The organism is Vicinamibacteria bacterium (assembly GCA_035620555.1).
Classification (GTDB): domain Bacteria; phylum Acidobacteriota; class Vicinamibacteria; order Marinacidobacterales; family SMYC01; genus DASPGQ01.
This window is the reverse complement of record DASPGQ010000520.1, coordinates 1-11,519: the sequence shown is the minus strand read 5'-3', so window position 1 is coordinate 11,519 and position 11,519 is coordinate 1. Positions and strand designations below refer to the sequence as shown.

The 11,519-nt window shown below is 61.7% G+C and carries 13 protein-coding genes; 3 read left to right on the top strand and 10 right to left on the bottom strand.

What is annotated here, in order from left to right:
* Positions 1–117: 117 nt before the first annotated feature.
* From VEK15_21150 to VEK15_21140, 3 genes are all read right to left on the bottom strand, one after another.
* Positions 118–525: a hypothetical protein gene (locus VEK15_21150; protein HXV63220.1), complete on the bottom strand. Its 408-nt coding sequence runs from the start codon at positions 523–525 to the stop codon at positions 118–120.
* A gap of 392 nt (positions 526–917) precedes the next feature.
* Positions 918–1,604: a hypothetical protein gene (locus VEK15_21145; protein HXV63219.1), complete on the bottom strand. Its 687-nt coding sequence runs from the start codon at positions 1,602–1,604 to the stop codon at positions 918–920.
* A 378-nt stretch (positions 1,605–1,982) separates the two neighbouring features.
* Positions 1,983–2,441, bottom strand: coding sequence for a tyrosine-type recombinase/integrase (locus tag VEK15_21140; protein HXV63218.1), 459 nt, complete (start codon positions 2,439–2,441; stop codon positions 1,983–1,985).
* Between the two features lie 326 nt (positions 2,442–2,767).
* Here VEK15_21140 and VEK15_21135 point away from each other — a divergent pair, with 326 nt between their 5' ends.
* Together VEK15_21135 and VEK15_21130 are read left to right on the top strand one after the other, a co-directional pair.
* On the top strand, positions 2,768–3,271 hold the full coding sequence (locus tag VEK15_21135; GenBank protein ID HXV63217.1) for a cytochrome c: 504 nt from the start codon (positions 2,768–2,770) through the stop codon (positions 3,269–3,271).
* 24 nt (positions 3,272–3,295) lie between these two features.
* Positions 3,296–4,180: a cytochrome c gene (locus tag VEK15_21130; protein ID HXV63216.1), complete on the top strand. Its 885-nt coding sequence runs from the start codon at positions 3,296–3,298 to the stop codon at positions 4,178–4,180.
* A gap of 30 nt (positions 4,181–4,210) precedes the next feature.
* Here the strand turns inward: VEK15_21130 and VEK15_21125 are convergent, their stop codons facing one another.
* Genes VEK15_21125 through VEK15_21110 form a run of 4 tightly spaced genes read right to left on the bottom strand, consistent with a single transcriptional unit; the run spans position 4,211 to position 7,249 of the window.
* On the bottom strand, positions 4,211–4,666 hold the full coding sequence (locus tag VEK15_21125; protein ID HXV63215.1) for a GNAT family N-acetyltransferase: 456 nt from the start codon (positions 4,664–4,666) through the stop codon (positions 4,211–4,213).
* A 21-nt stretch (positions 4,667–4,687) separates the two neighbouring features.
* Positions 4,688–5,749, bottom strand: coding sequence for a hypothetical protein (locus tag VEK15_21120; protein HXV63214.1), 1,062 nt, complete (start codon positions 5,747–5,749; stop codon positions 4,688–4,690).
* Complete coding sequence (locus VEK15_21115) at positions 5,739–6,752, bottom strand: heavy metal-binding domain-containing protein (protein HXV63213.1); 1,014 nt, start codon at positions 6,750–6,752, stop codon at positions 5,739–5,741. Before VEK15_21115 ends, VEK15_21120 begins: the two co-directional genes overlap by 11 nt.
* Before the next feature lie 11 nt (positions 6,753–6,763).
* Positions 6,764–7,249, bottom strand: a complete 486-nt coding sequence (locus tag VEK15_21110) for a YbaK/EbsC family protein (GenBank protein HXV63212.1) — start codon at positions 7,247–7,249, stop codon at positions 6,764–6,766.
* Positions 7,250–7,408: 159 nt separating this feature from the next.
* Between VEK15_21110 and VEK15_21105 the strand changes: the two genes are divergently transcribed.
* Complete coding sequence (locus tag VEK15_21105) at positions 7,409–7,861, top strand: hypothetical protein (protein ID HXV63211.1); 453 nt, start codon at positions 7,409–7,411, stop codon at positions 7,859–7,861.
* 53 nt (positions 7,862–7,914) lie between these two features.
* On the opposite strand, the gene VEK15_21100 is transcribed toward VEK15_21105, so the two are convergent.
* From VEK15_21100 to VEK15_21090, 3 genes are all read right to left on the bottom strand, one after another.
* Positions 7,915–8,811: a TIGR03619 family F420-dependent LLM class oxidoreductase gene (locus VEK15_21100; protein HXV63210.1), complete on the bottom strand. Its 897-nt coding sequence runs from the start codon at positions 8,809–8,811 to the stop codon at positions 7,915–7,917.
* A 199-nt stretch (positions 8,812–9,010) separates the two neighbouring features.
* The gene (locus VEK15_21095) at positions 9,011–9,736 is read right to left on the bottom strand and encodes a chlorite dismutase family protein (protein HXV63209.1); all 726 of its coding nucleotides are present in this window, start codon (positions 9,734–9,736) and stop codon (positions 9,011–9,013) included.
* A 163-nt stretch (positions 9,737–9,899) separates the two neighbouring features.
* Entirely contained in the window at positions 9,900–11,459 is a 1,560-nt protein-coding gene (locus VEK15_21090) for an AAA family ATPase (protein ID HXV63208.1), read from the bottom strand.
* Positions 11,460–11,519: the final 60 nt, after the last annotated feature.

Genomic DNA, 11,519 nt, shown 5'->3' with positions numbered 1-11,519 from the left:
GGATGAGTGGCGTGGCCACGCCTGCGGTACCAGCATGGACCGTCACGAAGGCTATCCACTTTCATTCCTGCTTCAGCGTCTCACGAAGGGAAAGGCCACGACCACTCGATCCGCTGGTTAGATTGCGCCGCCAAAGAAGGTGCGCCAAATTAGAAAAACGACGGAGCCTAGAACGGCTATTCGCAAGGCGAAGAAGAAAGCCGAATACTTTAGCCCTATTTCTTCGTTTCGAACTTGAAACGGCAGATGCCCTTCCACCTGTACCCACGGATTGAAGCCGAACTGATACGTCGATTCGGGCGTCGCCAGGCGCAGAACTGAGACCGGAATCAAGACTTGTCGAGACTTGAACAGAACCGCCTCTTGAATGCTCGAGTAGGGAATAGACCAGTTTCCGCATTCGATACGGTCGTCAAAAACTTTGAACCATCCGCGACGCGCACTGAGCCATTCCATTCCGTAACGAGGCTTGTGGGCGCCGTCTCGAATACCCTTCGTCCATGCACGGTAAACAACGTTGTCCATGGTGGCCTCCAAGCAATCTAACGTTTGGGATGAGTAGCGAACGGCGTCATCGAATGCGTCTCGCCGTTCGTCTGCTCGATCCCATTGTTCGGCAGCCCTCCCGTCCGATTGAACTCAATCCTCGGCCGATTGGCTAAGGAGAAGTTGGCTTTCGTTGTACGACGAAGCTCGGGCTCGAGTGAATCGGCGCCTTCGAAGTCGACGATCCGTCCGTCGAGCATCGGTGCTGACGAAGTCGATGATGCTCGCACGAACATTCTCCCCTGTTTAGAAAGCGCCTGCTGAACGTTGAATTGAGCGGCGGCACTGCGATGTCCCGGCCGAAGCCGCCACCGTATCAGAGTAACTCGTTGCTCCGCCGAGGGCTTGATGCCGGCCGCTCCAATTCATAGTTAGACGACCCCCGTGTGCTGCGAGTTTGTTCTTGAAAAGCACAAGCGATAGATCGCGACTAAGAAGCTCGGCGATACGAGAAGCAAACCGGGCACGAGCAGTTCTGGCAGAAACTGCTGCGATCGAGATACAGCTACGTGCGCGTGCACAGAAAGGAGCGCCACACCGCACAGATAGCTGACCGACCAAGGCAGGCCCGGCCGAACCGCGGAAGGCAGAATCCCGAAGCAAACCGATAGCATAGACAGAATCAGCGCAATTGGGTACGAAAACACAGCGGCCGTCATCGCGCCGATGCCACCGCCCACGACAGATGGGAACCACAATTCTATCGCTCCGTACCAGATGCGCCCGATGATCATAAGGCAGAGGAGAAGGCCACCAAGAAGGTAAATTCGACCGCTCGTGTTGATACCTCTATCAACGGACCGTGCGACACCGACCAGGGTCAATGCCGCAGGTGCAAACATGAAAGCAGGGGCGGAAAAGTCGAACAGCTGCAGGAAGGCAGGCCAAGTGTCCACGCTTGGATCGTTTCGCCACAAGAGGGAGGCCACGAAAGCAGCGGTAGCAGACGAGTATAGAACCGCCAGACTCATTTTACGACTTTCCGGCAATTGCGAGAGAGGCTGAACGAGACCGAATACAATGGGCAGCATCACCAGCACGCTGCACGATGGGTCCATGAGCAGAAACCTTAGATCGTTCACAAGGACTGACCAGGCTAGCAGAATGAGCGTGAAGGCGAGCCCGCTGACCGCAAGTACAACACCGGCTCGTGATTCCAAGAGGGCTCCAACCGAGGTCGTCTAACTAGAAGTCTGTCGTTCCATATAGAGAGTTTCTCATAACACAATTCTGTCGTGTTGGCGATTGGTGGACATGGCAGGTTGAGCTGGCGGTTCGGGGTTAAGTTCCGAATTTCGAATCCTTTGTGGCGGTGCGACTGGCCGGGATTGTTGAGCTCTGTAGCAGAGGTCGGTTGTATAGCACGATAAGAGGTTGGGTTCATCGGGTGGGCGCGCGCACATTGTTCTGCTCTTCGTCCTCCTCCCCTCCCTCGGCTACTGGTCGAGAGGGCTTCTGACGCCGCGGCCGCCTTTGTTGAGGCGGTGGCAGTACGTTCTCGCGGCGGGAAAGACCCATTGCCAGCCCCACTCGCGCGGTGGGTTCGGGTATTTCTGGGCGAGCGCGGAGGGGAGCTCCACGAAACGAGCTTCCCACTTCAAATCATGGTTGTGGAGGGATCGCGCGCGACGAATTTGATTTGCTCTGGGCGCCACGAGCCTGTTTGGAAGCATCGTGACGAGGTCTTTCTCGCCTTTCCCGTTACGGACGAGGAGGTCGCGACGCTCTAGATCGACATCCTTGACGCGCAAGCGGCAGCATTCGAGAAGGCGCAGTCCCGAGCCGTAGAGTAGCCTCGCCATCAAGCCTTTCGCTCCATCGAAGTGAATCAGAACCGCGTCGACTTCGCGACGCGTCAGCAGGAGCGGCAGACGGGTCGGCCGTTTGGCACGCACGAGCTCCATGTCATCGGGGTCGGCGAAGGACTCGTCTATAGAGAAAGACCAATGCCGACATTGCCTGGTTCTGGGTCGAGGTGCTCACTTTCCGTCGGGTCGCCAGATTCGAAATGAACGGCGCAATCTCTACCTCCCCCTCTCACCGACATCTTCTCGTCAGCGAGATCATCAAGTAGAGGCTCGCAGGCCTCGGTCAGAAGAACCGGCTCCAGGACCGCGGTTGGAGCGATATGTCAGATCAGGACCGAACGTTCACGATCGAAAGATCCCTTGAAACCGGCGCGCACCTGCGTTAAGAATCTCCTTAACCCTAGGAGGTAAGGATGACGCTTTGGCTCCCCAGTCCCGGCAGGTCGAAGGTTCTCGCAGCACTCACGTTCTCGACGGGTTTCGGTCTTTTTCTCGCACCGGCGAGCGCTCAGGAGGACGAGAACAAGCCCGTCATCGAGTACCGTCAGAGACTCATGGTCGGGCAGAGGGCCAGCATGGCCTCGATGGCCGATATCCTCAAGTTCAAGATGCCCTACGACTCCTCGCACTTCGTGGCTCACGCGAAGAACATCGGCGAGCTCTCGGCACTCATTCCCGATGCCTTCGAAACGAAAATCACCGAGGGATTGACCGACGCCAAGCCCGAAGTCTGGACGGGCTGGGACGACTTCGTGGCGAAGTCGAAGGCGCTCCACGCAGCAAGTGCGAAGCTCCTGACGGCCGCGGAGTCCGGGGACATGAAGGCGATCCTGCCGGAGGTCACCGCCGTCAGTAACGCCTGCCGCGCGTGCCACGATACCTACCGGAAGCCGGAGGAAGAGCGGTTCAAGAGGTAGAGTGACCTCGCCCTGCGTTCTTCCATGAAGACGACGGCGTTACTCGGCCTCGGGCTTTCGATTTCGGGACTTATTGTCTCGAGAACCCCCGGCCAGGACCCCGATGCGATTCGCCGGGGGGAGTACGTCTTGAACGCGTCGGGTGGATGCGCATGCCACACGGATGCCGCGGGCGAAAACGTCTCGTTCTCGGGCGGAAGGGCGATCAAGACCCCGTTCGGCACCATCTATGGGACGAACATCACTCCGGACCGGGAAACGGGCATCGGAGGGTGGAGCGACGAGGATTTTCTGCGAGCGATGAGGGAAGGGATGAGCCCTGAAGGAGAGCCCTACTATCCCGTGTTTCCCTATACGTCGTTCACGCGGATGGCCGACGGCGACCTTCTCGATCTAAAAGCCTACCTCTTCTCGCTCCCACCCGTGAGGAAGGAAAATCGGGAACCCGACTTCGGATTCCCGTACAACAGCCGTGCGAGCGTGCGTGTATGGCGGGGGCTCCACTTCGAGCCCGTGAGATTCACTCCCGTTCCCGCGAGGAGCGATGAGTGGAACCGGGGCGCCTATCTCGTCGAGGCGGTGGCGCACTGCGGCGAGTGCCATACCCCGCGAACGTTCCTGGGCGCGGTGAACGAGGACCTGGGTTACGCGGGCTCGGTGGAGGGACCGGAGGGCGAGCTTGCACCCAACATCACTCCCGACGAGAAGACCGGCATCGGCAGCTGGTCGACGACGGACATCGTTTGGTTCCTGCAGACGAACCTCCTGCCGGATGGCGACGGAACGCAGGGGCTGATGGCGGAGGTCATCGACAAGGGCTACCGGCACATGGAGGAGTCCGACCTGAAGGCCATCGCCGTCTACCTGAAATCGCTTCCTCCCATCGAGAACGAGGTCAAGGCCCAATAACGCTCGCGCCGACGAAGGGGCTCGTGGTCTTCACGGAGCGATCCGCTTCGTCATCAGGAAACGTTCGTGATCCTCGAAGCCCAGATTGCGGTAGAGCTGATGAGCGCGCTCGTTGCCACGCTCGACCTCGAGATGGAGCGCCCGAACGCCCAGCTCGCGGCAGGCGTCATCCATCACCGCGAGGGCGCGTTTGCCCAGGCCGCGGCCTCGATATTCCGGCAGCACGTAAAGCTCGTCGACGAAAGCGTCGCGGCCGAGGTATTCGAGGCTCCAGCCGAGCGTCATGACGAAATAGCCGACGACGCGCTCTTGGTCGGTCACGATCCACACGCGACCGCGTGACGGCTCCTCGAGCAGTCCCACGAGCGCTCGGCGGGCGTGAGCTTCATAAAAAGGATAGTTCTCTTCCTCGTAGAAGCGCGACACCAGGGGGAGCAAGGCGCCAGCTTGGGCCACCGTCGCCGGCTCGATCACGATCTCCGTCATCCGATCCCGACCGGAAGGTAGTTATTGCTCGGACCGGGCTCCGGTCGTCGACAGGAACTCGGCCCAGACGGTCGGCCGCGAGATCTCGAGTCGAGATCCAGCGGGCAGCCAAAGGGGCGTCTCCAGCACGTACTTCTCGCGCCATGCCGGCTCGTAGCGCTCGATGAAGAGAAGGCGCTCGGAAGAACCGTCGGGTAGAACCGCATCGACCCGGAAAGGCTCCTCGCCCTGGGACGGATCGGGGTAAAGGGCCAAGAGCGATGACGAATCGGTCAGCTGGTAGCTTTTGGTCTCGATGCGAACGGACTTCGCCGGCTCGACCTCGGCGGCGAACGTGACGCCCAGGCGTGACCGGTCGGTGAGCCTCTTGCCGTCGTCCGCCCATCCTTTCACGTAGAGAATCTCGAGCGCGAGACGATCGCCGGCCGCAAGACGCGTGCCGCTTCCCTCGGGATAGGAAACGCTCCGCTGATCCGGCAGCCAGGTCGCGAGTGGAGCCGAGCCCTCGCACGCCGATCCCCGGAAGACGGCGGCCCTCCGCACGACGGTGGGAAGGCCGGGCTGAACGGTGAACGCGGTAGCGAGACGCGACTCGGCGAGGTTCGTCGGCAGCACGACGCACTCGGTCTTCTCGAACTCATCCTCTGCGAGCACGACGTCGGTGCCGGGGTCCAGCCACAGATGCGGGTCGTTCGCGCCCACGGCTTCGGGCGCGGGCTCGACGTCCGCCGGTACCTCGCCACGCGGAGTCTGGCCGACCGCCCAGTCGATGACGATATCGATCTCCTCGGCGGTGAGACTTCTCGCGTGGCGGAAGGCGCCTATACCGTCGACGGGAAGCCACGGAGGCATCGTCTGCTGCAGCAGCTGCATCTTGATCGCGTTCGCCCAGGGAACGGCTTCCTGATAGTCGAGAAGCGACATGGGCGCGATGCCCCCGGCACGATGGCACTCACCGCAGTGCCGCAGGAAGATGGGACGCACGTGCTCGCCGTAGGTGTACCGCGACGGGTTGGCCTCATGGGCCTCGACGATGCCGCCGGATGCAAGAAATGCCGCGACAAGAACCAGATTAATGCGCATGAGCCGCCTCCAGCTCCCGGATCGCCTCCTCGAACAGCCGATAGGCGGACTCCACTTCGATCCGGTTCCCCAGGTCGCCATAGGTATCGAGAAGCCAGGCCGCGCGGACGAGCTTCTTCGCGGGAAAGCCGACGCGCTCCGGCTGCTTCTCGTTCAACGCCAGCACGAGCTCTTTCGCCTCGAGCGCCGGAATGTAGAGATCCGGCCAGTTTCCTCGACGGATGAGCTCCCGCACCCGCCGGTCGCGGTCCATGATCTCCTCGAAAATGCCATCGGCGGTTTCCGGAATGCGAAATTCCGGAAGCGCCAAATTAACGGCTTCGATGTCGCCCTGGAAAACGAAATCGAAGCGCGCCTCGTCTTCGTGGGCGCCGGGGAAGCGCACGTGGAGAACGACCTCCGCCGGGTAGCTCTCCGGGGGAGGGAGCGAGCCCAACAAGAAATCGGAGCCGCTCGCCGACGAAAGCTCTTGCGTCTCGATTCGAGCCTCGAAGGGAGCGGCATCGATGGGACGCGTGAAGTCGTCGTAGAGATAGAGGCGAAACGTACCGTCGTCGTCGAGAGTACCTTCGAGGTGATGAAACCCGTCGGGCGCCATGAAAAGGATGCCCCCGTGCTTGGGGTTGTGGTCACCGTGAGCCATGGGAACGCTCCTCATGACCATCGACGATCCATCCGGGCACGCGCCCGGGAGACTCGAGACCCGCTCGGGGTTGCTCTCGCAGTACCACTGGAGCTCGCGAGTCGTGGCGACGAGATTCATCTTGCAGATTGGACAACTCCCCTCTTCCTCCTCGTCGATGTGAGGATGCATCGGGCACGAGTAGCTCGGCACGAGGATCCGCTGGACCATTTCGCGCTGGCACACCGGGCAGTCGGCGGGTGAGGTCGCTTGCTCGTCGCGATGCACCGGGCAGAGGTACACCTCGTACGACTCGCGCTCGATGGCTCCGCTTTGAGCCAACAGGATCACCCAGAACAGGGAAACGGACGCGAAACTCATGACTCGGAATTCTACCGCACCGGGTTGTCGGGATCCGTCAGATTCACGACGATCGCATGGCAGGCGCGGACGAGGTTTTCCGGCGTGATCAGAATCTCGTTTCCCCACACTCCGGCGCCGACCCCAAGCACGGCCTCCTCGGTCAGCTCTCGATCGAGAAACGACCGGAAGCCTGGCGGCTGCCAGTGGAACGGCGGGACCGAGCCGACGTCGTAGCCCGTGACTTCCCTCACGATTTCCGGCCGCGCCATCTTGATATTCCGGTCCCCGATGGCCTTCTTGAGGTGGCCGGACAGGGCGGTTCGATCGCCGCCAACCATCACGAGAACGCGCTCGCCCTTCCCCGATTCGAAAAGGAGCGTCTTCACCATCTGGCGCTCGCGGAAGCCGAGAGCGCGCGCGACGTTTGCCGCGCCCTTCTCCGTCGTGGCGGGGAAAGTCTTCACCTCGTGACGGATCTCGTGCTCGTCGAGGAAGCCGTGCGCCGGAAGCTTCACAACGTACCCGGCCTCCGCTTCACGCCGTCAGTTTTGCGCGATCTCCGCGAGGACGCAACTCTTCGACGGTCTGGTATCATCCGGCAGAGCGAGAGTCGAGCCGCTCTCGGGACCATGCCGCGAAGAAGCCAATTCCAGCCTCGCTCGAGACCAAGAGTCGTGCTGAGTCCTCGCGAAGAGCCGCCGTTTCCCGTCGACGCGTTCGTCGAGGAGGAGGATTCGTACCTGTCCCTGAGCTCCGAGCCGCGCCTGGAGCTGCCCGTCGAGCATCCGATCCGCGTGATGACCCGCGCCCGCGACGCGATAGAGATCGAACCGGGCAGCATCGTCGTGCGCCCGGGAAAGCCTATGTTACTCCTGGCCATCGTCCACCGGCTCCACGAAAACCCGACGTGGCGGGAGACCTGGATCGCCGAAGCGGTGCGCAGCCTTCGCAAGGAAGTCGAGCGCCGCCGAATCCGCGCACTCGCGACACCGTTACTCGGCACCGTTCATGGCAAGATGAACGCCCAGCGATCCTTCGAGCTCCTGAGCTCATTTCTCATCGAGAAAGTCGTTCTCGAGCGGGTGTGGATCGTGAGATCCGCTCCCGCCGCGCTAGACATGGAATGACTGGCAAAGAGCTGAGAGAACGCGTGTGGACGCTCCTTGAAGAGATGAAGTTGTTACGGCCGCAACCGCTCCATCACCTCCAGGAAAGTCTCCGGCGAGCCGCCCTGAGGATCCACGAAGAGCTCGTCGGCTCCCAACCGTCGAGTCTCCTCGATGTCGGACAGGATCTGATCCCAGGACCCCACGTAGGGAAATCTCTCCGCGAGCGGCTTATCGGTGACGTGCACGTTCGCCCGCACGACCAGCTTGATTTCCGTTGGAGCCCGGCCCTCCGCCTTCGCCATCTCCTTGATGCCGTTCAGCATGTCTGGCATCGCCTTGATGGGGACGGCGACCGGAGTCCAGCCGTTGGCTTTCGCGGCGATTCGATTCATTGCGCCCGGTGAAAAGGCGGCCATGTAGATGGGCGGATGAGGCTTCTGAACGGGCTTGAGGTCGATACGAGAGGGCGGAACCTGAAAGAAATCGCCCTGAAATTCCACGATCTTCTCCGTCCATGCCTTCTTCAGGACATCGACGAACTCGTCGGCGCGACGCGCGCGATCCTTCATCGCAACTCCCATGGCGTCGTGCTCGTCCTTCGACCAGCCCTGTCCGAGGCCAACGTCCAACCGCCCCCCGGAGAGCACGTCGATGGTGGCACATCGGCGGGCGAAAGGGAGCGGGTGATAGTGGCCCATCACTGCCACACTCACCCCGAGGCGGATGCGCGACGTATGGGCGGCCGCGAAGGTCAGCACGTCGAGGGGATCCATCACTCGGGAAAAGTAGTCCGGGTACGAGCCGTCAGCCGTGCCGATGTAAGAAGTCTGCGGCTTCAGGGGAACCAGGAGACGTTCCCACGTCCAGAGGCTGTGGTAGCCTAGCTCTTCGGCCCTCTTCGCCACACGGGTTATGCCCTCCGCGGTCGCGCTGGGTCCCGCCACCGGCAGGCTAAATCCCAACTTCATGAACTTTACCTCCGGGAAACGCGCCACCCAATATATTCGAAGTCGAGAGAATTCGGCGAATCTAGAGAGTCGTCTGACCGGGCTGCATTCATTCGTCTGGCCAATCCAGTGATTCGACTAGCTGCCGACCGTCGTAGAAGAGATCGCCCACCGTGGCCGCGGCCACCGGGCTCGAGAGACTTCTCTCCGGCGGACTCCGCTAATCGAGCGGTCGCTGCCAAACCGCGCGGCCGACGAAGAACGGGCCCATCTTCTCCATGAATTCCGACGTCTGGCGCGTGCGCCGCATCCTTTGTACGAGATGCGAGAGTGGATGGAGCTCTCTTCCCACGAGTCCAATGACGAACTCGTTGTCGTGAGCGTCCAGGCCGTGACAAGCGAGGCGAATATCATGAGCGAGGTCCTCCTCACCGTACAGCCTTCCAATCCCACCGTGCTCGCGAAGTATGCTCTTCTGCTCCTCGTCTGGAAGTGCGTTGAAGGCTCCGACCCGCCTCAGCGGATACCAGATCGCCCACCGCCACTCGGTATTTCGTGTATTGCGTCGCGGCTTTTGGAGAAGCCAGTCTTCCAGGTCCGGTTCGAATCCGCTCGAATAGGTTCGCCCCAGCATCGTGAGCTCGGGACGAAATCGCATCGTGCGGAAGGGATCTGCGTTCAGGACCGGATGCGCTCGGGTGACGAGCTCGACGGGATCCTCGGTCATGGTGAGGATTCCGACGCCTCGGGGATCGTGGACGTCGGCATAGACCACGGCTTCGAGTCCGCTCCCCTCGACGGATTCAATCGCTTTCTCGAACGCCAGACAGTCGGTAAAGACCTGGAGCTGCATGAACAGCCGCCGGTCACAGGTTCGGGAAGTGCCGTCCCGATCCTTCCCATGCTCGAATACGTCGACCTTGCGTTCCATCGGTGAAGTGCTCATGTCGGTGATTCTAGAACAGGAGCCGCCGATTCTCACGGTCCACCCCATCGGCGTGCAAAGACCCCGTGCGGGTCGGGATCCGGCATCGCTTCGGCGGCGGCGGAAGCGGCCGCGCTCTGCGGGACGGACAAAGAGGCATGATCCGGGAGTCTTCCCGCGCGTCTCAGTGCGTGAGCGGCGCGAACGAGACGGGGAGACGTCGCCGAAGCTGGTCCATGGTCTGCTCCAGCGGCTTCGTCGTGTCGACGACGAAGTGCTCCTCCTTGGGGAGATCGGTCACCGGCTCCCACTTCTTCACAAAATCATCGAAGATCGCCAATCGCCCGTCGCTCACGCCCACCTCCTCACGACGCCGCAAGAGACGCTCGCGACAGACTTCGGTGGTCGCCCGGCACTCGACGAAAGCGAAGGGCACCCCGAGCTCGGCGGCGAGCTTTCGGGCAGCGGAGCGATGCGCTGCCGAGCGAAACGTCGCATCCAGGATCACCGGTCGGCCGGAGGTCAACACCGCTCGTGCGCGCCGAAAGAGCTCCTCATAGACTTTCTCGCTGAACTCGCGGGAGTAGACGCCCTGCCACGGCTTCGCCGGGATCGGCGTCGTCGGCTCCACCCCGGCGAGGAACTTGCGGGTTCGGTCGGCGTCGATCATCGGAACGGCGAGCTCGGCCGCCGCTCGCGAGGCCACCGTGGATTTTCCCGAGGCCATGATTCCTCCGACGACCACGAGAGCGGGAGGCACGAGGGCACGCCTCTCGGACGCCAGGGCCAGAAGGTAGTAAGTTCGTGCATCCTCCCGATTCTTCTCCCTTACCATGGCGTCGGCCTCGGGATCCGAGGCAATCATGGCGGCGATCTTCCCCCGGACGAAAGCTCGATAGCTCTCGTAGAAGTCGACGAGCGGATAGAGGTCGAAGTCGTTGGCTTCCCGCGCATAGAGCGCGACGAAGCGTTCGGCGAGATCGACACGTTCCGAGCGGGCCAGATCCATGGCGAGGAAGACGACGTCGGCACAGACGTCGGCGAAGCGAAAGCGCTCGTTGAACTCGATGCAGTCGATGATGACGACCTCGCCGGCTTCGTCGAGATAGACGTGCTCGAGGCGCAAATCCCCGTGCCCGTCGCGAATGCGGCGCTCGCGAATGCGCGCCTCGAAAAGAGCCTTTCGAGCGTCGACGAACTCCGTCTGCCACGACTCGATCTCGTTTGCCTGTTCCTGGCTGACGTACTCGAGTATCGTCGCTCGGGCCTGCTCGAAGTTCTCGCGAACGTTCCTGCCGATGACCTCGAGCGCTCCGAACCGTGCCGTATGATCGTTACTGTCACACTCCTCGTGGAAGCGAGCCACGCGCTCGGCGATGGTCTCCACGTGATCCTGCGTCAGCCGACCCTGGGACAACCTCACGTCCGCGCGATCCCGATCGGGAAGGCGCCACATGTGGACCGCCCAATCGATCACCGCTCCGGTGCCATCGATGGAAAGGTGACCCGCCTCGCCTCGGTGAACGGGAACGACTCCCCGATACACGCCGGGCGCCAAGCGGCGGTTCAGGCGGACTTCAGCCTCGCACGCCTCCCGCCGTTTCTCGATCGTGCTGAAGTCGAGAAACCCGAGCTCGACGGGTTTCTTGACCTTCCACACCTCGTTTGCGCTCAAGAAGACCCAGGAGATATGGGTCTCTCGCAGCTCGATCCCGGGACGCAAAAGGTCGTCGGGGAGGGGCATCCGCTATCCTTTCACGGATTCCCAATATCGATCCACCTGCTCCTGAATCAGTCGGAGAGC

What these genes read in the sequence shown, in the direction of transcription:
- VEK15_21150 (HXV63220.1), bottom strand. Translation starts at nt 525, where the DNA reads ATGGACAACGTTGTTTACCGTGCATGGACGAAGGGTATTCGAGACGGC.
- VEK15_21145 (HXV63219.1), bottom strand. Translation starts at nt 1,604, where the DNA reads ATGGACCCATCGTGCAGCGTGCTGGTGATGCTGCCCATTGTATTCGGT.
- VEK15_21135 (HXV63217.1), top strand. Translation starts at nt 2,768, where the DNA reads ATGACGCTTTGGCTCCCCAGTCCCGGCAGGTCGAAGGTTCTCGCAGCA.
- VEK15_21130 (HXV63216.1), top strand. Translation starts at nt 3,296, where the DNA reads ATGAAGACGACGGCGTTACTCGGCCTCGGGCTTTCGATTTCGGGACTT.
- VEK15_21125 (HXV63215.1), bottom strand. Translation starts at nt 4,666, where the DNA reads ATGACGGAGATCGTGATCGAGCCGGCGACGGTGGCCCAAGCTGGCGCC.
- VEK15_21120 (HXV63214.1), bottom strand. Translation starts at nt 5,749, where the DNA reads ATGCGCATTAATCTGGTTCTTGTCGCGGCATTTCTTGCATCCGGCGGC.
- VEK15_21115 (HXV63213.1), bottom strand. Translation starts at nt 6,752, where the DNA reads ATGAGTTTCGCGTCCGTTTCCCTGTTCTGGGTGATCCTGTTGGCTCAA.
- VEK15_21100 (HXV63210.1), bottom strand. Translation starts at nt 8,811, where the DNA reads ATGAAGTTGGGATTTAGCCTGCCGGTGGCGGGACCCAGCGCGACCGCG.
- VEK15_21095 (HXV63209.1), bottom strand. Translation starts at nt 9,736, where the DNA reads ATGAGCACTTCACCGATGGAACGCAAGGTCGACGTATTCGAGCATGGG.
- VEK15_21090 (HXV63208.1), bottom strand. Translation starts at nt 11,459, where the DNA reads ATGCCCCTCCCCGACGACCTTTTGCGTCCCGGGATCGAGCTGCGAGAG.